Here is a 20237-nt window from a genome sequence, read left to right as displayed (position 1 = left end):
ATGAGCCAGTGGAACGCCGCCTGGCGTGAACAGGCCTTGCCTGAGCTGGCCGCCCGCGACTGGGATTTGATTGTGGTCGGCGGCGGCATCAGCGGTGCCGGGATTCTGCGGGAAGCGGCGCGGCGCGGCTGGAAATGCCTGCTGCTGGAGCAGCGCGACTTCGCCTGGGGCACTTCCAGTCGCTCGTCGAAGATGGTTCACGGCGGCCTGCGCTATATCGCCAAGGGCCAGTTTGGTTTGACCCGCGATTCGGTACGCGAGCGCCAGCGTCTGCTGCAAGAAGCGCCGGGGCTGGTCGACCCCTTGAGTTTTATCATGGCGCATTACCAGGGCGGCTTTCCCGGCCCCAAGGTATTCGGCGGCCTGCTGGCGGTGTATGACGCTCTGGCCGGCAAGCGCAATCATCTGTACTACCCGTTGCAGCAGCTGCGCTATCTGGCACCAGGTATCAAGGAAGACGGCCTGCTCGGCGGCACACGCTTTTTCGATGCGGTGACCGACGATGCGCGGTTGGTGCAGCGGGTGCTGGGTGAGGCGCGTGCCGAGGGTGCTGAAGCGCTCAATGGCATGCGGGTGGTCGAGCTGCTGCGTGAGGACGGGCGGGTCACTGGCCTGCTCGCCGAGGACAGCGAAACCGGCCTGCGCTACGGCTTTAATACCCGCGCCGTGGCCCAGGCTACGGGCACCTGGGCCGATCAGTTACGCAAAAAGACTGGCCTGGAGCATATCCGCCCACTGCGTGGCAGCCACCTGCTGTTGCCGGCCTGGCGCCTTCCGGTGGCCCATGCCTTTAGCTTTATGCATCAGCAAGACCGTAGACCGGTATTTGTCTTCCCCTGGGAAGGGGCGACGGTGATTGGCACCACCGATCTGGATCACCCGGCGCCATTGGCCGAAGAGGCGCGGATCAGTCCGGATGAGGTCGATTATCTGCTGGCGGCCTGCGCTCAGCAGTTTCCCGCCGCCGGTATTCAAGCTGCGGATGTGCTGTCGACCTGGGCTGGTGTACGCCCGGTGGTCAGCGACGGCGCGCCGGGGCGCAAACCTTCGGATGAAAAACGCGAGCATGCGCTGTGGGTCGAGCCCGGCTGCGTGACCCTGGCCGGCGGCAAGCTGACCACCTTCCGCCTGCTGGCGCTGGAGGTGCTGCAGGCCTGCGCGGCCATGGTCGGTCGTACTGTGGATGATCAGGGTGCGGCGACTTTCGCTCCCGTGCCCGCTCAGCCGATGCCCGTGCTAAGTCCGGCCCAGCAGAAGCGCCTGATTGGTCGTTATGGCCGGGCACTGCCGCAGCTGTTGGCGCTGAGTGAGGAGTTGGGTGTCGAACAGGTGGCCGGTACGGACACCCTGTGGGCCGAACTGGCCTGGGCGGCCGAGCAGGAACTGGTGCTGCATCTGGATGATCTGCTGCTGCGCCGCACCCGTCTGGGTTTGTTGCTGGCGCACGGCGCGGCGGCCGAACTGCCGCGTATCCGCGCGCTGTGTCAGGCACGGCTGGGCTGGGATAACGCGCGCTGGCAGCAGGAAGAGGCCGATTATCTGGCGTTGTGGCAGCGCTGTTACAGCCTGCCAGAACCGTAGGGTGCGCCGCGCGCACCGAGAACAAGGCGGTGCGCATGGCGCACCCTACAGAGCTAAGGATGATGTCTTGAGCGATAAAAACTATCTGCTGGCCATCGACAATGGCACCCAGAGCATCCGCGCGCTGCTGTTCGATCTTCAGGGCAACCTGCTCGGCAAGGGCAAGGTGGAACTTGAGGCCTATTACTCCAAGCAACCCGGCTGGGCCGAGCAGGACCCCGAGTATTATTGGGCCAGCCTGGGTGAGGCCTGTGCGCAGCTGTGGCAGCAGGTGGATATCGACCGCAGCCAGATCCGCGGCGTGTCGCTGACCACCCAGCGCGGCAGCCTGATCAATGTTGACGCCCAGGGCATGCCGCTGCGCCCGGCCATGCTCTGGCTCGATCAGCGCCAGGCCGAGGTGCGTGAGCCGATCAAGGGGCCCTGGGGCTGGCTGTTCAAACTGGCCGGGGTGCAGGCCACGGTGGATCATTTTCGCGCCCAGGCCGAAGTCAACTGGATCGCCCAGCATCAGCCGGAGATCTGGGCCAAGACCCACAAGGTGCTGCTGCTCTCGGGCTTTCTCACCCATCGGCTGTGCGGCAGGTTCGTCGATTCCCTGACCAGCTGCGTGGCCTACCTGCCGTTCGACTACAAGCGCCTGCAGTGGGCCAAGGGCAGCGACTGGAAATGGCAGGCGCTGCCGGTGCGCCGCGAGCAGTTGCCCGAGCTATACAAACCCGGTGAACTGCTTGGCCATATCAGCGCGGCGGCCAGTCACCATACCGGCATCCCCGAAGGCTTGCCACTGGTTGCCGCTGGGGCCGACAAGGCCTGCGAGGTGCTCGGCGCTGGCGGTGTGGAGTCGAGCACGGCCTGCCTGTCCTATGGCACCACGGCGACCATCAACACCACCCGCAGCCGCTACCTGGAAACCATCCCGCTGATGCCGCCCTATCCGGCGGCGATTCCCGATCACTTCAATACCGAGGTGATGATTTACCGCGGCTTCTGGATGGTCAGCTGGTTCAAGCAGGAGTTCGGCCTGCGCGAGATGCAGCGGGCCAAGGAGCTGGGCGTCGAGCCCGAGGCGTTGTTCGATGAGTTGGTCAACAGTGTGCCGGCCGGCTCCATGGGCCTGATGCTGCAGCCCTACTGGTCGCCGGGCATCCGCGAGCCGGGGCTGGAGGCCAAGGGCTCGATCATCGGTTTTGGCGACGTGCACACCCGCGCCCATATCTACCGGGCGATTCTGGAGGGGCTGGCCTATGCCCTGCGCCAGGGCAAGGAGAAGATCGAGAAGCGCTCGGGCACGCGAATCACCCGCTTGCGCGTTTCCGGCGGCGGCTCGCAGAGCGATGCGGCCATGCAACTGACCGCCGATATCTTCGGCCTGCCGGCCGAGCGTCCGCACTTGTATGAAACCAGCGGCCTGGGCGCGGCGATCAACTGCGCCGTGGGCCTGGGTCTGTACCCGGATTACCCCACGGCCATTGCCGCCATGACCCGGGTAGGGCGGGTGTTCAATCCCGATCCCGAGGCGCAGCACACCTATCAGCAGCTCTACAGCCAGGTCTACCAGCGCATGTACAAGCAGCTGAAGCCGCTGTACCAGAGTATCCGCCGGATTACCGGCTACCCGGCTTGAGGCAGGTAGCGGGCGTCAAACGGACCAGGGGTTGGCGCCCCTCTCCCTGAGGGAGGGCAGGGAGAGAGGGCTTAGGGTCTACACCGCTAGCCCATATCCACCAGCACCAGTTCGCTGTCTTCCAGGGCGGTGATGCGCAGTACGGCTTCATCCTTGATCGCCACGCCGTCGCGAGCCTCGGCCTTGATGCCGTTGACCTCGAAGCGGCCGCTGGCACCTACCAGATAGGCTTTGCGCTTGCTCCCCAGCAGATACTCGGCACTCTGGCCCTTGGCCAAAGTGGCGGCGGCCAGACGTGCGTCGGCACGAATCGGCAGGGCGTCGCCGTCCTCGGCATAGCCGCTGGCCAGGGTAACGAAGGCGCCGGCGCGCTCGCCCTTGGGAAACGGCTTGCTGCCCCAGGATGGCGGCAGGCCCGCCTGATTGGGCTGGATCCAGATCTGGAACAGCCGGGTCGGCTGGTCTTCCAGGTTGAACTCGCTATGGCGGATGCCGCTGCCGGCGCTCATCACCTGCACGTCGCCGGCTTCGGTACGGCCCATATTGCCCAGGCTGTCCTTGTGGGTGATGGCGCCCTGGCGGATATAGGTGATGATCTCCATATCCCGATGCGGGTGGGGTGGGAAGCCCGAATGCGGCGCGATTTCATCGTCATTCCAGACCCGCAGGCTGCCCCAGCTCATCCGCTCGGGGTCATAGTATTCGGCAAAGGAGAAATGGTGATGGGCATCCAGCCAGCCATGCCGGGCTGCGCCAAGCTGGGCAAAGGGGCGTACTTCGATCATCGGCATATCCTCATCAAGGGGCGATGCAAGGATGATCTATCAGTTTATGAATAATAAAAAATCAAAAAATGCGGTTTTAATATCTACTAAATCGATTTTTTGGCGGCGGTCACGCGTTTCTTGCCTGCTCAAGGCCTGCCGCTGCTCTGCATCTGGTGCCTACCTTCGCCCTGGTGCATGATGGCCCGGCGCCATATGGCTTTAGTGTTGCGGGCATTAGCCGATATGCTGGTGTATCTGAGCTAGGCTCAATAGGCAGACCCATCTGGAGTAAGCAATGGCTGGCATTCTCGACTCGGTAAACCAACGCACCCAGCTGGTGGGTGAGAACCGCCTGGAAATCCTGATGTTCCGCCTGGCGGGGCGGCAGCTGTTTGCCATCAACGTGTTCAAGGTGCAGGAAGTGCTGCAGATGCCCAAGCTGACGCTGATGCCCCAGCGTCATCGCTTTGTCTGCGGGGTGGTCAATCTGCGTGGTCAGACCCTGCCGGTGATCGACCTGTCCCAGGCCATCGGCATGCGTCCGATCGTACCGGATGAGCGCAGCACCATTATTGTCACCGAGTACAACCGTTCGGTGCAGGCCTTTCTGGTGGGCAGTGTCGACCGCATCCTCAACCTCAACTGGGAGTCGATCCAGCCTCCGCCCGGTGGTGCCGGACGCCAGCATTATCTGACCGCCATTACCAAGGTCGACGAGCAGATCGTCGAGATCATCGATGTGGAAAAGGTGCTGGCCGAGATCGTGCCGATGAGCACCAAGGTTTCCGAGGAAAAGCTCGGCGACCCGTTGCTGGAAAAGGCTCGTGGCCGTGAAGTGTTGCTGGTGGATGACTCCAGCGTGGCCCTGACCCAGCTGCGCGATACCCTCTCGCAGCTGGGCATGCGTCTGCATATGGCCAGTGACGGGCTCAAGGCGCTGAACCTGCTGAAACAGTGGGCGGACAGCGGCGAGGTGATGACCGACAAGCTGCTGATGATCTTCACCGATGCGGAAATGCCCGAGATGGATGGCTACCGCCTGACCAGCGAGATCCGCAACGACCCTCGTCTGAAAGACCTCTATGTGGTGCTGCACACCTCACTGTCCGGCAGCTTCAATGACGCCATGGTGAAGAAGGTCGGCTGCGACAACTTCCTCTCCAAGTTCCAGCCCGACAAGCTGGTGGATGTGGTGCGCGAGCGCCTGCTGCTGGACAACCCAGGCCAGTAAAGGCGCTGTCCATCATTCCGAGGGTTGGGCCGCCAGCTGTTGGCGCAAGTGTTCGATGCGCGTGCGGTTGGCCCCCAGGTCCGAATAGCCCAGGCGCGAAGCCGAGCGTAGATCGACTGCTTGCGCGCCAATGACAAATTCCAGGTCATCGACAAAACGCATCAGGCGGCTGGTGTATTCGGCGCGCAGGTAACCTTCCTGCTCCTGTACCAGGCTCATGCGTGGCTCGCTTGCCAATACCTGCTTGAGCAACTGCTGGGTGCGTTCGGCTGAGCCCTCGAGGGCCAGAGGCTCGATATAGTGTTCGCCGCTGGCCTGGCTGCTGACGCAGTTGGGTGAGCTGGGGCAGGGTGCCAGGCGCCCGTCGCGCACGCCCAGGTTGTCCGGGACGCTGCCACTGCAGGCGGTTAACAGCGTGAGCAAGGGCAGGGCCAGCCATGGCTTGTAGGGTTTACAGCTTGTCCGTATAAGGGCTTTTTGCCAAAAGGAAGGCTGGGTCATGCCGCATCTCTCCGGGTTGTACCGCTATCCAATGAAGTCTGCTGCCGGTCAGGTCTTGCAGAGTAGCCCAGTCGATGGGTTGGGGCTGCTGGGCGATCGCCGTTGGATGGTAGTCGATACGGCGAGTGGGCGGTTTATTACCCAGCGTCTTTTGCCGCAAATGGGGCGCATACAGGCTCATTGGCAGGCAGAGCATTCGCTGCTGCTGAGCGCGCCGGGTATGCCCGAGCTGGCGGTGGCTGTACCGGATGCGACCGCCGAGCTGCGTGATGTCAGTGTCTGGAGCGACAGTCTGCAAGTGCCGGATGCCGGTGACGCGGCAGCGACCTGGCTCAGCCGCTGGCTTGGCCGCGACTGCCGGTTGGTCTATGTGCCCCTGGCCAGAGCCAGACAGGTGGCGCCAGCCTATGCCGAGGTCGGCGATAAGGTGGCTTTCGCCGATGGTTTTCCCCTGTTGCTGATTGGTCAGGCCTCGCTGGGTGACCTGAGTGCCCGTGTCGGACGGCCGCTGGAGATGCTGCGTTTTCGACCGAACCTGGTGGTGGCCGACAGCGCGCCCTACGCTGAGGACGGCTGGAAGCGTATCCGCATAGGTGGGCTGGAGTTCCGCGTCGCCAAAGGCTGTTCACGCTGCATCATGACCACCCTGGATCCACACACCGGCGAGCGCAGCGCCGACCGTGAACCCCTGAGTACTCTGAAACGCTATCGCGAGCGCGATGGTGAGGTGTACTTCGGCCAGAACCTGATTGCCTGCGGTAGCGGGCACTTGCAGCTGGGTATGCCGGTAGACGTGTTGGAGTAGGGTTAAGGCGGTGGGCCAGTGTCGCGCCCTGCCGCCAGCCTGTTACCACATTACTGATCGAAATAGCGCTCGTGCCAGGCCACTAGCGGCTGCGGGGCGTTGAGCTTGTCACCGTAGATCACCGAGTAGGACAGCACGTTCTGCACATACTGGCGGGTTTCGTCGAAGGGGATGTTCTCCACCCAGACGTCATAGGGCAGGTGGTCGGCGCCACGCAGCCACTGACGCACGCGGCCGGGGCCGGCATTGTAGGCCGCGGAGGCCAGTACCCGGTTGCCGTTGAACTGGCCATAGATCTGGCTCATGTAGGCCGTGCCGAGCTGGATATTGATATCCGGGCGCAGGGCCTGCTGTGGCGAGGACAGGGGGATGCCGAAACGTTTGGCGGTTTCCTTTGCGGTGCCTGGCATCAGCTGCATCAGGCCCATGGCCCCGGCATGGGACTTGGCGTCGGCCATAAAGGCGCTTTCCTGGCGGGTAATGGCGAATACCCAGCTGGAGTGGATATCACGATTCTTGGCCTCGCGTACCAGGTGCTCGCGGTGGGCCATGGGGAAGCGCACTTCCAGGTCGTCCCAGTACTGGGCGGTACTGATGGTGCGAATGGCCGGGAAATACCAGCCCTTGTCATAGGCCAGGCGCGCCTGGGCCACGGTTTCGTCACGACTGAACAGGCGGCTGGCGTGATACCACTCGCGGCGGCTGTCGTCGATCTGTCCGCGCTCATAAAACTCCATCGCCCGGCGAATACCGGCGGCATTTCGCACCTTTTGCACGGTTTTCGGGCTGAGCTGCAGCGGTTTGTTGTTGAGCTGATAGGGCGCCTGCACCTGATCGGCGGCCATAAAACCATAGAAGTCGCGCTCCCCGGCCAGCTGCTGGTACAGCGCCTTGGGCTCCTGGCTGTTGGGTTGAGCCAGTTGCAGGCTGCGCGCCTGCCAGTAGCGCCAGCGGTTGCTGTTGCTCAGATCCTGGGGCATCTGTCGGGTCAGCTGGTTGGCTTCATTCCAGCGGCCCAGGCGCAGCAACAGGCGTGTGCGCCATTCGCTGACGCTGTTGTCGCGCAGCTGTGGATCGTATTGAGCCATGATCTGCAGGCCGCGGGGGTCGAAGCGTTTGGCCAGCAGGGTGCCGATATCCCGGGCAATGGCGGTCTTTTCCTCGGCGGAGAAGGGCATGCGCTTGCCGTAGGTGTCCAGCAGGCTCAGGGCCTTGTCCGGCTCCTGGCGGAACAGGCGGCGCAGGCCCAGGCTCACCACATCGGCCATGGCCGCATCGGCGGGCTGGAAGCGTTGGGTCTGGCTGAGAATGGCGGGTTTTCTGGCCACCTCCAGCATCAGCTGGCCATGTTTCTTGAGGCTGCTCAGGTCGCGGCTGAGAAAGGTCATCAGGCCGGTATTGCGTGCTTCGGCCGCCAGTTTCAGACGCTGCCAGCGCATTTGTTCGGTGAGATGGCCGGCGGCGGCCCAGCGGGCGAACAGCGGGTCGCAGGCATTGGGCTGGGACTTGCCCACCAGCCAGAGATTCTGTGCGGTGGCATGACCTTCCTTGAGCATGCCGTGCCTGAGCTGATATTCGCCATACAGGCAATCCAGTTCGGTGAAGTTGAGGCTGGGGTCGTAATGATTGGCGAACGTCTGCCATTCGCCGCGTTCTGCCAGCCAACGCAGCCAGCGCAGCTTCATCCAGCCGATTTGCGGCAGGTCGCCATGCTCGGTCAGGAATTTTTCGATTTCGTCATTGCTGGCCCATTTCAGGCGGGCGGTCAGCTCGTCATAGGCCAGATAGGGCGTCAGCGGGTAATCTCGCAGGGCGCTGGCATAGCGCTGGTAGGGGGCCTTGTCACCTTTGGCCAGGGCGGCTTTGGCCTGGTCGTAATACTGGCGCTGCTGCGCCAGAGTGGCGGCCTGGGCCGCAGAGGTGCCGAGGCTGACCAGCAGCAGGCAGGAAGCAAAACTGAATAAACGGCTGCGCATGATGATTCCAGGAGAAGGGACGCTCTATCTCGCTAGCTTAGTCTTATGCACGGGGTAGGAGAAGGGTGATGCAGTGCGGGTTTGTGAGCGAAAATTGCCTGCGATGGCACAGTGCTTCTAGGTTAGAATGCGCGCCCGGTTTTATGGGGCAGGTTGCGCCCATAAACGTTTTTCGGGTGAGTGGGGCCTTGCAGGCTCGGGCTCACCCCGCAGCTGCTTGAGGCAAGACATGACCCTGCTCAAATTGACCGATGTTTCCCTGGCTTATGGCGCGATGCCGCTGCTGGACAAGGTGTCCTGGCAAATCGCCCGGGGCGAGCGGGTGTGCATCATCGGCCGTAACGGCACCGGCAAGTCGAGCATGCTCAAGCTGGTCAAGGGTGTGCAGCTGCCCGATGACGGTTCGATCTGGCGCGCGCCTGGGCTGAAGATCGGCGAATTGCCCCAGGAACTGCCCCAGGCGGACGAACGTACGGTATTCGATGTGGTGGCCGAAGGTCTGGATGGCGTCGGTGCGCTGTTGGCCGAATATCACCACCTGAGCCAGAACATCCACAACGAGGCGGATCTGGACAAGCTGATGCACGTCCAGCAGGACCTCGAAGCCCGCGATGGCTGGCGCCTGCAGCAGCTGGTGGACAGCACCCTGAGCCGTCTGCAGCTGCCTGCCGACAAGACCTTGGCCGAACTGTCCGGCGGCTGGCGTCGTCGGGTGCTGCTGGCTCAGGCGCTGGTGTCAGAGCCGGACCTGTTGCTGCTCGATGAACCGACCAACCACCTGGATATCGGCGCCATCGCCTGGCTGGAAGAGGCCCTGAGCGATTTCCAGGGTGCCGTGCTGTTTATCACCCACGACCGGGCCTTCCTGCAGAACCTGGCCACGCGCATCCTGGAACTGGATCGCGGCGGCCTGATCGACTGGAACGGCGACTACGCCAGCTTCCTGGTGCATAAGGAGGCGGCGCTGGCCGCTGAAGAAACCGCCAACGCCCTGTTCGACAAGAAGCTCGCTCAGGAGGAAGTGTGGATTCGCCAGGGGATCAAGGCCCGCCGCACCCGCAACGAAGGCCGTGTGCGCGCCCTCAAGGCCCTGCGTGCCGAGCGCAGTGAGCGCCGCGAGCGCACCGGCAAGGCCAATATCCAGCTCGATGCCGCGGAGAAATCCGGCAAGCAGGTCATGGTGCTGGAACACGTCAGCTTCGCTCATCCGGGCGGCCCTGCACTGATCAAGGACTTTTCCATGGTCCTGCAGCGCGGTGACCGCATCGGCCTGCTGGGGGCCAACGGCACCGGCAAGACCACCCTGCTCAAGCTGATGCTCGGTGGCCTGCAGCCGACTGCGGGCAAGGTCAGCGAAGGCACGCGCCTGGATGTGGCCTATTTCGATCAGCTGCGCCATCAGCTTGATCTGGAAAAGACCGTGATCGACAACATCGCCGAAGGCCGCGACTTTATCGAAATCGACGGTCAGAGCCGGCATGTGCTGAGCTACCTGGGCGATTTCCTGTTCAGTCCGCAGCGGGCCCGTACGCCGGTCAAGGCGTTGTCCGGCGGTGAGCGGGCGCGCCTGTTGCTGGCCAAGTTGTTCAGCAAACCGGCCAACCTGCTGGTGCTGGACGAACCGACCAATGACCTGGATGTGGAAACCCTGGAGCTGCTGGAAGAGGTGCTGTCCAACTTCCCGGGCACCGTGCTGATGGTCAGTCACGACCGGGCCTTCCTCGACAATGTGGTGACCAGCACCCTGGTGTTCGAAGGCGACGGCAAGGTGCAGGAGTTTGTCGGCGGTTATCAGGACTGGTTGCGCCAGGGCGGTTCGCCACGCTTGCTGGGCGTCGGCGAGAGCAAATCGGGCAAGGCCGAGCTGGCCTCGGCAGTGGTTGCGGCGCCGGTTGTCGCCAATGAGCCCGAGGTTGCTGCCTCACCTGCCGCGACAAAGAAAAAACTGAGCTACAAATTGCAGCGCGAACTGGAAGCCATTCCGGGGCAGATCGACAGCCTGGAGGCGGAGCTGGCCAGGTTGCAGGCCCAGGTGGCCGAGCCGGCCTTTTACCAGCAGGCCGCGGAGCAGACCGCTGCAGTGTTGGCGCGCATGCAGGCCGTGCAGCAGGAATTGGAGCAGTTGGTGGAGCGTTGGGCCGAACTGGAAGGCTAGCGTGCCGGGTTGGCCCCTAAAATAAGAAGTCTGGCGGAGATAGCATGACCATCGAATACCGTATAACCCTCGATGACAACCACCAGTTCAGCTACGGGATCGAGCTGGATCGTGGCTACAGTGTCGAGGCGGCCAAGGCCGCACCGGCCTGGACTCGTCTTGAGCATCAGCAGTGCAGCAATTGCCCCTTGAGTCGGGACAATTTCAGCCACTGTCCGGCGGCGGTCGACTTGCATCGGGTGATTGAAGACTTCCAGGGGCTGCCAGCCTTCAAGAAAGCTCAGGTCTGGGTGCGCACGCCAGAGCGTGAGTACAGCAAGCAGGTCAGCCTGGAAGAGGGGCTGCGCGCCCTGCTCGGGGTGATCATGGCCACCAGTGCCTGCCCGGTGCTGGGCAAGCTGCGGCCCATGGCGCAGAATCATCTGCCCTTTGCCAATAATCAGGAGTTTGCCCTGCGTACGGTGTCCCTCTACCTGACGCGGCAGTATTTCAACTTCCGTGAAGGGCGCCATGCAGACTGGGAGCTCAAAGGCTTGGTGCGCATGTTCCAGCAGCTGCAATTGGTCAATCAGGCGTTCTGGCAGCGTATTCATGACACCTGCGAGGGGGATTCCAACCTCAAGGCCTTCCTGACGTTCTTCTCCATGGCCTCAAGCATGACCTACTCCCTGGAGACCCAGTTGCAGAAAATCCGCCCGCTGGTGATGAGTTCGGGGGAGAACAGCGACTAAGTGCGGTGCATAGCCAGGGCTATGCACCGCCCGGGGCTGACCTTATTCGGCTTTCTTCAGGCGTACGGCCAGCACGTCACAGGGTGCACCGTGCAGCACGTCATTGGCGGTTGAGCCGAGTAGAAGGGCCAGGCCATGGCGGCCGTGACTGCCCACTATGATCAGATCACAACCCTGTTCTTCGGCCAGGCGATGGATTTCCTGGCGCGGTTGACCATAGGCCAGATGCCGCTGGTCGGCGCTGACATCCGGGTATTTCCCCGCGAAGCTGTTCAGTTGTTCGCGGGCCTGATCGAATTGCTGTTGCTGGAGCATCGACAGATCCATGGGGACATCGCCACCAAAGGCCATGGCCATGGGCTCGACGACATGCACCACGGACAGCTTGGCGCCGCTGCTGGTCGCCAGCTTCTGCGCGCGATGCATGACCGGGTCGCATTCCTCGGTAAGGTCGACGGCGACCAGAATATGCTGATAGGGCATGGGTGACTCCTTATTCGGGGGATCCTTTAACATCAATTATGGCTGGCCTGGGCACAGATGACAGGTTTTCGCCCTTGAGACAAGTCAATGAGCCCCTGGATACCGATTCTTCTGATCGCTTTTGCCCTGAGTCCGCTGGCCTGGTTGGTGCCGTCACGGCGCCAGCGTGGCTTGGCCGATGTGCGCACGCAGGCCAGGCGCATGGGCTTGGCCATGCACTTGATGCCTCAGGACTGGCCGTACTGGCTGGATTTCTTGCCGCCAAGCCCCTGTCCGCAGTACTACAGCGCCGGCCGGCGTGCGCGTCAGGACTGCTGGTGTTACTGGCAGGCCGAGCCGGGCAAGTGGCTGGACAAATGGCGCGAGCCCTGCAGCGATGCTGAACTGCTTGAGTGGCTGCAGCGTTTGCCTGCCGACGTCTACAAGGCCGAAGCCGATGCCCAGATGGTGGCACTATGCTGGGGAGAGCGCAGCTCGGCGGATAGCCTGCAGCTGATTGCCGATTTTCTAAAAGCGCGGGCCTGATGCAGGGTGCTTTCAGCGCTGCAAAAGAAAGCCCGGTACCAGGACCGGGCTCGGTAATCGGCCAGGCAGGCCGGTAAAGCGGATTCGGGGCTGCGCTAGAGGGTTGCGGCAGCGTACTGGGCGGCGATTTCTTCAATGCCCTGGATGATGGTGGCAGAGTACTTGTGCACCAGAAAGGGCACGCTATTTTCGTTGTAGTTGATCAGTGACTTTTCAATATAGCGCCATTTGGTGTTGACGCTGTCCCAGCTCTGGCGAAGTGCGGCATTATTTTGCGGAGCCCGCTCCAGGCTGGTCATTTTGCTGGCGAACTCCTTCACCAGCTCCTCGATAGGGCGTGCATCCCCGCCGATAAACGTGGCGCCGACAGATGCGCTGCGGGCGGCATAGTCCACTGTAATGGCCTGCATCAGTTGGCTCTGCTCGCGGCTGCGCTGGGTCAGGGGCGGTACACTGTAGCCGCTTTCCTGTTGCAGCTTGCTGTACAGCTCCTGGCTCAGCCCCATCAGTTGCTCGTTGCTTTCAGCCAGGTCGGCCACCGGCTGGAGGTCTGTATAGCCCTGGGTTCTGAGGGCTTCAGTGAGGGCGATAAGTGCGTTCTTGTAGCCGTCCCAGTCTTGCTCAAGCTGAGCCCTCAGACTCTGCGAATCCTGCCCGGGAATGGCCTTGAGTGCATTCAGGTGGCTTTGCGCTTGAGTCAATGACTCATTGATCATGCGTGCATAGCGTTGATCACCTTCCATGCTGTTGAGCATATAAAAGTCGCCCAGGCTTTTTTGCATGCTCAGGCGCAGCTGATGCAGTTGCAATAGATCCTCAGCCGGTTCGGCGGCCTGGCTGGCGGGGCTGGCAAATGGGAGGGCGATAGCCAATAAGGCGCTCAAGGCGATGACAAGCGTGCGGCTCGACATTAAACAACTCCGTATGCCCTGCTGGGCTTCTTTGTTTTTGTTGTGCGTACAGGCGCTCTAGAACGTCCGTATTGAGACGACTGTACCTGCAGCAAGGCTATTAATCCAGGCAGCGCCGCGCAGCAATTTTGCGCGATGATTTTGTTGAATGCCTGAATATCGGCGCTGATGATCGCGTATTCGCGCCAGCTGTAGATCTGCTCCCTGGCTGTGCTGAATGTAATTTTTTGTACGGCAAATCAGCCACTACAGGCCAATTGACAACGCGCAGCTTTTCCTTGAAGGTGTGCACACCCAAATCAAACGGGCGTATGAATTGAGCGTTTGTCTCTTAAGACCGCGCCTTTACAGCCCGATTATCGCGTCGGCGGGTGTGCCAGGCTGATTGGGGCTACTCTGAGACGGCTGTGCCGTCGGGGTGGCTCGCTGGTTGGCTCCGATGTGTACTGTTCAGCTTCCATACCGTGGAGATCAGTTGATGATTTACGAAGGTAAAGCCATCACGGTTAAGGCTCTTGAGAGCGGCATCGTCGAATTGAATTTCGACCTCAAGGGTGAATCCGTTAACAAGTTCAACCGTCTCACCCTGACCGAACTGCGTCAGTCCGTGGACGCCATCAAGGCTGACGGTTCGATCAAGGGCGTGATTGTCACCAGTGGCAAGGACGTGTTTATCGTCGGCGCCGACATCACCGAGTTCGTCGACAACTTCAAGTTGCCGGATGCAGAGCTGGTGGCTGGCAACCTCGAAGCCAACAAGATCTTCAGTGATTTTGAAGACCTCAATGTTCCGACCGTAGTCGCCATCAACGGCATCGCCCTGGGCGGTGGTTTTGAGATGTGCCTGGCAGCCGACTATCGCGTCGCTGCTGAGACTGCCAAGGTCGGTCTGCCGGAAGTCAAGTTGGGCATCTACCCGGGCTTCGGCGGCACCGTGCGTCTGCCGCGTGTTATCGGTACCGATAACGCCGTCGAGTGGATCGCTGCAGGCAAGGAAAACAAGGCTGCCGACGCCCTGAAAGTGGGTGCAGTCGACGCCGTAGTGGCCGCCGACAAGCTGCAGGCCGCTGCGCTGGACCTGGTCAAGCGCGCCATCTCCGGCGAGCTGGACTACAAGGCCAAGCGTCAGCCCAAGCTGGAAAAGCTCAAGCTCAATGCCATCGAGCAGATGATGTGCTTCGAGACCGCCAAGGGCTTCGTGTCTGGCCAGGCCGGCCCGAACTACCCGGCCCCGGTTGAAGCCATCAAGACCATCCAGAAAGCCGCCAACTTCGGTCGCGACAAGGCCCTGGAAGTCGAGGCTGCTGGCTTCGTCAAACTGGCCAAGACCTCGGTTGCCGAGAGCCTGATCGGTCTGTTCCTGAATGACCAGGAACTGAAGAAGAAGGCCAAGCACCACGACGAAATCGCCAAAGACGTGAAACTGGCCGCCGTACTCGGCGCCGGCATCATGGGTGGCGGCATTGCCTACCAGTCGGCCTCCAAGGGTACCCCGATCCTGATGAAGGATATCCGCGAAGAGGGTATCCAGATGGGTCTGAATGAGGCGAGCAAGCTGCTCGGCAGCCGTGTTTCCAAGGGGCGCATGACCCCGGCGAAAATGGCCGAAGCCCTCAACGCCATTCGCCCGACCATGTCCTACGGTGATTTCGGCAACGTCGATATCGTGGTCGAAGCCGTGGTCGAGAACCCCAAGGTCAAGCAGATCGTGCTGGCCGAAGTGGAAGGCGTGGTGCGTGAAGACGCCATCCTGGCCTCCAACACTTCGACCATTTCCATCAGCCTGCTGGCCCAGGCGCTCAAGCGTCCGGAAAACTTCGTCGGCATGCACTTCTTCAACCCGGTGCACATGATGCCGCTGGTTGAAGTAATCCGTGGCGAGAAGTCCAGCGAAGTGGCCGTGGCCACCACCGTTGCCTATGCCAAGAAGATGGGCAAGACCCCGGTTGTGGTCAACGACTGCCCGGGCTTCCTGGTCAACCGCGTACTGTTCCCGTACTTCGGCGGCTTCTCCAAGCTGCTGGGCTTCGGTGTCGACTTCGTGCGCATCGACAAGGTCATGGAGAAGTTCGGCTGGCCCATGGGCCCGGCCTACCTGTCCGACGTGGTCGGTATCGACACCGGTCACCATGGCCGCGACGTGATGGCCGAAGGCTTCCCGGATCGCATGGCCGTTGAAGGTCGTACCGCGGTTGACGTGATGTACGAAGCCGACCGACTGGGTCAGAAGAACGGCAAGGGCTTCTACGCCTACGAAATGGACAAGCGCGGCAAGCCGAAGAAGGTCATGGACCCTCAGGCTTACGAACTGCTCAAGTCCATCGTTGTCGAGCAGCGTGAAGTGACCGATGAAGACATCATCAACTTCATGATGATCCCGCTGTGCATGGAAACTGTACGTTGCCTGGAAGACGGCATTGTTGAAACCGCTGCCGAAGCCGATATGGGCTTGATCTACGGCATCGGCTTCCCGCCCTTCCGTGGTGGTGCGCTGCGTTACATCGACTCCATCGGTGTAGCCGAATTCGTCGCCCTGGCCGACAAGTATGCCGAGCTGGGCGCGTTGTACCACCCGACTGCCAAGCTTCGCGAAATGGCCGCCAACGGCCAGAAGTTTTTCGGTTGATCGCGCAACGACTAGAGCGAGAGTGAATTTATGAGCCTGAATCCTAGAGATGCAGTGATCGTCGACTTCGGCCGTACCCCGATGGGTCGTTCCAAAGGCGGCATGCACCGCAACACCCGTGCCGAAACCATGTCGGCACACCTGATCAGCGGCGTGCTGGCACGCAACACCAAGCTGGACCCGGCTGAAGTCGAAGACGTGATCTGGGGCTGCGTCAACCAGACCCTGGAGCAGGGCTGGAACATCGCGCGCATGGCGTCGTTGATGACCCAGATCCCGCACACCAGCGCCGGCCAGACCGTGAGCCGCCTGTGTGGTTCCTCCATGAGCGCCCTGCACACTGCCGTGCAGGCCATCCAGACCGGCAACGGCGACGTCTTCGTCGTCGGCGGTGTGGAGCACATGGGCCACGTCGGCATGATGCACGGTGTCGACCCGAACCCGCACCTGTCGCTGTACGCGGCCAAGGCCTCCGGCATGATGGGTCTGACTGCAGAAATGCTCGGCAAGATGCATGGCATCAGCCGCGAGCAGCAGGACGCATTCGGTGAGCGTTCGCACCGTCTGGCGCACAAGGCCACCGTCGAAGGCAAGTTCAAGGATGAAATCATCCCGATGCAAGGCTACGACGAGAACGGTTTCCTGAAGGTCTTCGATTTCGACGAAACCATTCGTCCGGAGACTACCCTGGAAAGCCTGGCGGCCCTGAAGCCGGCGTTCAACCCGAAAGGCGGCACCGTGACTGCGGGCACTTCCTCGCAGATCACCGACGGCGCTTCCTGCATGATCGTGATGAGCGCTCAGCGTGCTCAGGATCTGGGCATCCAGCCGATGGCCGTGGTTCGCGCCATGGCCGTGGCCGGTGTGGATCCGGCGATCATGGGTTACGGCCCGGTGCCGTCCACCCAGAAGGCGCTCAAGCGTGCTGGCCTGACCATGGCTGACATCGACTTCGTCGAGCTCAACGAAGCCTTCGCCGCCCAGGCCCTGCCTGTGCTGAAGGACCTGAAACTGCTCGACAAGATGGAAGAGAAGGTCAACCTGTACGGCGGCGCGATTGCCCTGGGTCACCCCTTCGGTTGTTCCGGTGCCCGTATCTCCGGTACCCTGCTCAACGTGATGAAGCAGAATGGCGGTACCTTCGGGGTGTCCACCATGTGCGTTGGTCTCGGCCAAGGCATCACCACCGTCTTCGAACGCGTCTAAGCTTTACTCGCGTCAGTTGATGGAAAACCGGGGCCCAGTGCCCCGGTTTTGCATTTTTGTCATATAGCTTTCAAGGAGCCTGCCATGCAGCTGCAACCCGGCCTTTATCGCCACTACAAAGGTCCTGAGTACCGCGTAATTGGCGTGGCACGGCATTCGGAGAGCGAGCAGCAGATGGTGGTCTATCAGGCGCTTTACGGTGAATACGGCCTGTGGATTCGACCCCTTGAGATGTTTTGCGAAAGTGTCGAGGTGGACGGTGAGCAGGTTCCGCGCTTTGCTTTGATCCAGGCGGAACCGGCGCTTTTCAGCAAACCTTAGGGTGCTGCGCCGGTGTACCGCGCTTGACCTCGACTTGACCACCACTATATATAGCGGTGCCGCGCTTGCTGGCTTCAGCTGTGCTTGCCGTTTCTTTTTATCGAATTTCAGGAATTTTCCAATCCATGGGTAAATCGCTGGTCATCGTGGAATCCCCGGCCAAGGCCAAGACCATCAACAAGTACTTGGGCAACGAGTACGTGGTGAAGTCGAGCATCGGCCATATCCGTGACCTGCCCACCAGTGGTTCGGCAAGCACGGCCAAGGAGCCGGCCAAGCGCGGCAAGGCCGCTGCGGGCGAAGCGCCGGCCCTGTCGCCCAAGGAAAAGGCCAAACGCCAGCTATTTGCCCGCATGGGGGTCGATCCCGAACATGGCTGGAAGGCCAAGTACGAGATCCTTCCGGGCAAGGAAAAGGTGGTCGAGGAATTGCGCCGTCTGGCCAAGGATGCCGACACCATCTACCTCGCAACCGACTTGGACCGCGAGGGGGAGGCCATTGCCTGGCACCTGCGCGAATCCATTGGTGGTGACGACAGTCGTTACAAGCGTGTGGTATTCAACGAAATCACCAAGAAAGCCATCCAGGAAGCCTTCTCCAAGCCTGGCGAGCTGGATATCAACCGGGTCAATGCCCAGCAGGCGCGGCGCTTCCTCGACCGCGTGGTGGGCTATATGGTCTCGCCGCTGCTGTGGGCCAAGATCGCCCGCGGTCTGTCCGCCGGTCGCGTGCAGTCGGTAGCTGTCAAGTTGGTGGTGGAGCGCGAGAAAGAGATCCGCGCCTTCGTCCCCGAAGAATATTGGGAAGTGCACGCCGAGCTTGGCACGGCAAAGGGCGCCAATGTGCGCTTCGAAGTGGCCCGCGAGAACGGCGCTGTCTTCAAGCCGCTGAACGAAGCCCAGGCCATGGCGGCCCTGGCCACGCTGAAAGCGTCCAGCTACAGCATCAGCAAGCGCGAAGACAAACCGACCAGCAGTAAGCCTTCGGCACCTTTTATTACCTCCACCCTGCAGCAGGCGGCCAGTAACCGCCTGGGCTTTGGCGTGAAGAAGACCATGATGATGGCCCAGCGCTTGTATGAAGCTGGCTATATCACCTATATGCGAACCGACTCGACCAATCTCTCGGCCGATGCCGTGAGCATGGTGCGTGATTTTATCGAGGGTGAGTTTGGCAAGAAGTATCTGCCGGCCAATCCCATTGCCTACAGCAGCAAGGAAGGCGCCCAGGAGGCCCACGAAGCGATCCGCCCGTCCGACGTCAATCTCAAGCCGACCCAGTTGTCGGGCATGGAGCGTGACGCCGAGCGCCTGTATGACCTGATCTGGCGTCAGTTCGTGGCCTGCCAGATGCCGCCGGCCGAGTACCTGTCCACCACCGTTACCGTCACAGTGGCGCAATTCGAGCTGCGCGCCAAGGGTCGCATCCTCAAGTTCGACGGTTACACCCGTGTGCTGCCGCAACTGAGCAAGCCGGGCGATGACGATGTGCTGCCGGAAATGAACCAGGGCGAGAGCCTCAAGCTGGTCAAGCTCGATCCCAGCCAGCACTTCACCAAGCCGCCGGCACGTTACTCCGAAGCCAGCTTGGTCAAGGAAATGGAAAAGCGCGGCATCGGCCGCCCCTCGACCTATGCGGCGATCATTTCCACCATTCAGGATCGCGGCTATGTGACCCTGCACAACCGCCGTTTCTACTCGGAGAAGATGGGCGACATCGTCACCGAGCGCCTCGGCGAAAGCTTCTCCAACCTGATGGACTACGGCTTTACCGCCGGCATGGAAGAGCACCTGGATGATGTGGCCCAGGGCGAGCGCGAGTGGAAGCATCTGCTCGACGAGTTCTATGGCGATTTCAAGAAGAAGCTGGAAGTGGCCGAGGCAGGTGAGGGCGGTATGCGCGCCAACCAGCCGACCCTGACCGATATCCCGTGCCGCGACTGTGGCCGGCCCATGACCATTCGTACCGCCTCCACCGGCGTTTTCCTTGGCTGCTCCGGCTACGCGTTGCCGCCGAAAGAGCGTTGCAAGGCGACCGTCAATCTGGTGCCGGGCGATGAAATCGCCGCGGATGACGAGGGCGAGTCCGAGTCCCGCGTGTTGCTGGGCAAGCATCGTTGCCAGAAGTGCGGCACCGCCATGGATGCCTACCTGCTGGACGAAACCCGCAAGCTGCATATTTGCGGCAATAACCCGGACTGCTCCGGCTATGAGGTGGAGCAGGGCCAGTACCGGATCAAGGGCTATGAAGGCCCGAGCCTGGACTGCGACAAGTGCGGCAGCCAGATGCAGCTCAAGACCGGGCGTTTTGGCAAGTTCTTCGGCTGCACCAACAGCGAATGCAAGAACACCCGCAAGCTGCTCAAGAGTGGCGAGGCCGCGCCACCGAAGATGGACCCGGTGAAGATGCCCGAACTCAAGTGCGAGAAGGTCAACGACACCTATATCCTGCGCGACGGCGCCTCGGGTCTGTTCCTGGCCGCCAGCCAGTTCCCGAAGAACCGCGAAACCCGTGCGCCGCTGGTGTTGGAGCTGATCCCGCACAAGAGCGAGATCGATCCCAAGTACCACTTCCTGCTCGATGCACCGGCCAAGGACCCGGACGGCCGTCCGGCGGTGATTCGCTACAGCCGCAAGACCAAGGAGCAGTACGTGCAGACCGAGGTCGACGGCAAGCCCAGCGGCTGGCGCGCCTTCTTTGACGGTGGCAAGTGGAAGGTCGAAGACAAGCGCTGATCTTCTCCTGGGGGTATGCGCCCCCAGCTTGCGACACGGTTATAGTGCTTGGATAG

16 protein-coding genes are annotated in these 20237 nt (G+C 61.6%); 11 read left to right on the top strand and 5 right to left on the bottom strand.

Going from position 1 to position 20237, the window contains the following annotated elements; genetic code table 11:
* Both GJV18_RS12405 and GJV18_RS12400 read left to right on the top strand, forming a co-directional pair.
* On the top strand, positions 1-1581 hold the full coding sequence (locus tag GJV18_RS12405; RefSeq protein ID WP_160345854.1) for a glycerol-3-phosphate dehydrogenase/oxidase: 1581 nt from the start codon (positions 1-3) through the stop codon (positions 1579-1581).
* A 67-nt stretch (positions 1582-1648) separates the two neighbouring features.
* Positions 1649-3208, top strand: a complete 1560-nt coding sequence (locus GJV18_RS12400; RefSeq protein ID WP_160345852.1) for an FGGY-family carbohydrate kinase — start codon at positions 1649-1651, stop codon at positions 3206-3208.
* Positions 3209-3294: 86 nt separating this feature from the next.
* Here GJV18_RS12400 and GJV18_RS12395 read toward each other — a convergent pair whose 3' ends face one another.
* Positions 3295-3993: a pirin family protein gene (locus GJV18_RS12395; protein ID WP_160345850.1), complete on the bottom strand. Its 699-nt coding sequence runs from the start codon at positions 3991-3993 to the stop codon at positions 3295-3297.
* A 277-nt stretch (positions 3994-4270) separates the two neighbouring features.
* On the opposite strand from GJV18_RS12395, the gene GJV18_RS12390 reads away from it, so the two are divergent.
* On the top strand, positions 4271-5206 hold the full coding sequence (locus GJV18_RS12390; protein WP_160345848.1) for a chemotaxis protein CheV: 936 nt from the start codon (positions 4271-4273) through the stop codon (positions 5204-5206).
* A gap of 12 nt (positions 5207-5218) precedes the next feature.
* On the opposite strand, the gene GJV18_RS12385 is transcribed toward GJV18_RS12390, so the two are convergent.
* The gene (locus GJV18_RS12385; RefSeq protein ID WP_218571993.1) at positions 5219-5629 is read right to left on the bottom strand and encodes a DUF1499 domain-containing protein; all 411 of its coding nucleotides are present in this window, start codon (positions 5627-5629) and stop codon (positions 5219-5221) included.
* Positions 5630-5705: 76 nt separating this feature from the next.
* Here GJV18_RS12385 and GJV18_RS12380 point away from each other — a divergent pair, with 76 nt between their 5' ends.
* On the top strand, positions 5706-6512 hold the full coding sequence (locus tag GJV18_RS12380) for an MOSC domain-containing protein (protein WP_160345845.1): 807 nt from the start codon (positions 5706-5708) through the stop codon (positions 6510-6512).
* 50 nt (positions 6513-6562) lie between these two features.
* Here the strand turns inward: GJV18_RS12380 and GJV18_RS12375 are convergent, their stop codons facing one another.
* Complete coding sequence (locus GJV18_RS12375; protein WP_160345843.1) at positions 6563-8488, bottom strand: transglycosylase SLT domain-containing protein; 1926 nt, start codon at positions 8486-8488, stop codon at positions 6563-6565.
* A 229-nt stretch (positions 8489-8717) separates the two neighbouring features.
* Here GJV18_RS12375 and GJV18_RS12370 point away from each other — a divergent pair, with 229 nt between their 5' ends.
* Both GJV18_RS12370 and GJV18_RS12365 read left to right on the top strand, forming a co-directional pair.
* A complete protein-coding gene (locus tag GJV18_RS12370) occupies positions 8718-10643 on the top strand; it encodes an ATP-binding cassette domain-containing protein (RefSeq protein ID WP_160345841.1) in 1926 nt (641 codons plus the stop codon).
* 44 nt (positions 10644-10687) lie between these two features.
* Entirely contained in the window at positions 10688-11374 is a 687-nt protein-coding gene (locus GJV18_RS12365) for a DUF6901 family protein (RefSeq protein ID WP_160345839.1), read from the top strand.
* A gap of 42 nt (positions 11375-11416) precedes the next feature.
* On the opposite strand, the gene GJV18_RS12360 is transcribed toward GJV18_RS12365, so the two are convergent.
* On the bottom strand, positions 11417-11857 hold the full coding sequence (locus tag GJV18_RS12360) for a universal stress protein (RefSeq protein WP_160345837.1): 441 nt from the start codon (positions 11855-11857) through the stop codon (positions 11417-11419).
* A gap of 87 nt (positions 11858-11944) precedes the next feature.
* Here GJV18_RS12360 and GJV18_RS12355 point away from each other — a divergent pair, with 87 nt between their 5' ends.
* Positions 11945-12382 (top strand): hypothetical protein, encoded by a 438-nt coding sequence (locus tag GJV18_RS12355; protein ID WP_160345835.1) that lies wholly within the window; start codon positions 11945-11947, stop codon positions 12380-12382.
* A gap of 95 nt (positions 12383-12477) precedes the next feature.
* On the opposite strand, the gene GJV18_RS12350 is transcribed toward GJV18_RS12355, so the two are convergent.
* A complete protein-coding gene (locus GJV18_RS12350) occupies positions 12478-13293 on the bottom strand; it encodes a hypothetical protein (RefSeq protein WP_160345833.1) in 816 nt (271 codons plus the stop codon).
* Between the two features lie 478 nt (positions 13294-13771).
* Here GJV18_RS12350 and fadB point away from each other — a divergent pair, with 478 nt between their 5' ends.
* From fadB to topA, 4 genes are all read left to right on the top strand, one after another.
* The gene (gene fadB / locus GJV18_RS12345) at positions 13772-15919 is read left to right on the top strand and encodes a fatty acid oxidation complex subunit alpha FadB (RefSeq protein WP_160345831.1); all 2148 of its coding nucleotides are present in this window, start codon (positions 13772-13774) and stop codon (positions 15917-15919) included.
* A gap of 30 nt (positions 15920-15949) precedes the next feature.
* Complete coding sequence (fadA, locus tag GJV18_RS12340; protein ID WP_160345829.1) at positions 15950-17125, top strand: acetyl-CoA C-acyltransferase FadA; 1176 nt, start codon at positions 15950-15952, stop codon at positions 17123-17125.
* Between the two features lie 84 nt (positions 17126-17209).
* Complete coding sequence (locus tag GJV18_RS12335) at positions 17210-17446, top strand: DUF1653 domain-containing protein (protein WP_160345827.1); 237 nt, start codon at positions 17210-17212, stop codon at positions 17444-17446.
* A 125-nt stretch (positions 17447-17571) separates the two neighbouring features.
* Entirely contained in the window at positions 17572-20181 is a 2610-nt protein-coding gene (topA, locus tag GJV18_RS12330; protein WP_160345825.1) for a type I DNA topoisomerase, read from the top strand.
* Positions 20182-20237: the final 56 nt, after the last annotated feature.

The organism is Pseudomonas xionganensis, assembly GCF_009763245.1.
GTDB lineage: Bacteria > Pseudomonadota > Gammaproteobacteria > Pseudomonadales > Pseudomonadaceae > Aquipseudomonas > Aquipseudomonas xionganensis.
The sequence above is the reverse complement of the archived record's forward strand: the minus strand, read 5'-3'. Positions and strand labels throughout refer to the sequence as shown.

Bases quoted from the DNA above. Each gene is read 5' to 3' on its own strand.
- GJV18_RS12395 (WP_160345850.1), bottom strand. From the start codon at position 3,993: ATGATCGAAGTACGCCCCTTTGCCCAGCTTGGCGCAGCCCGGCATGGC.
- GJV18_RS12360 (WP_160345837.1), bottom strand. From the start codon at position 11,857: ATGCCCTATCAGCATATTCTGGTCGCCGTCGACCTTACCGAGGAATGC.
- GJV18_RS12370 (WP_160345841.1), top strand. From the start codon at position 8,718: ATGACCCTGCTCAAATTGACCGATGTTTCCCTGGCTTATGGCGCGATG.
- topA (WP_160345825.1), top strand. From the start codon at position 17,572: ATGGGTAAATCGCTGGTCATCGTGGAATCCCCGGCCAAGGCCAAGACC.
- GJV18_RS12380 (WP_160345845.1), top strand. From the start codon at position 5,706: ATGCCGCATCTCTCCGGGTTGTACCGCTATCCAATGAAGTCTGCTGCC.
- GJV18_RS12350 (WP_160345833.1), bottom strand. From the start codon at position 13,293: ATGTCGAGCCGCACGCTTGTCATCGCCTTGAGCGCCTTATTGGCTATC.
- fadA (WP_160345829.1), top strand. From the start codon at position 15,950: ATGAGCCTGAATCCTAGAGATGCAGTGATCGTCGACTTCGGCCGTACC.
- GJV18_RS12375 (WP_160345843.1), bottom strand. From the start codon at position 8,488: ATGCGCAGCCGTTTATTCAGTTTTGCTTCCTGCCTGCTGCTGGTCAGC.
- GJV18_RS12365 (WP_160345839.1), top strand. From the start codon at position 10,688: ATGACCATCGAATACCGTATAACCCTCGATGACAACCACCAGTTCAGC.
- GJV18_RS12335 (WP_160345827.1), top strand. From the start codon at position 17,210: ATGCAGCTGCAACCCGGCCTTTATCGCCACTACAAAGGTCCTGAGTAC.
- GJV18_RS12390 (WP_160345848.1), top strand. From the start codon at position 4,271: ATGGCTGGCATTCTCGACTCGGTAAACCAACGCACCCAGCTGGTGGGT.
- GJV18_RS12405 (WP_160345854.1), top strand. From the start codon at position 1: ATGAGCCAGTGGAACGCCGCCTGGCGTGAACAGGCCTTGCCTGAGCTG.
- GJV18_RS12355 (WP_160345835.1), top strand. From the start codon at position 11,945: ATGAGCCCCTGGATACCGATTCTTCTGATCGCTTTTGCCCTGAGTCCG.
- fadB (WP_160345831.1), top strand. From the start codon at position 13,772: ATGATTTACGAAGGTAAAGCCATCACGGTTAAGGCTCTTGAGAGCGGC.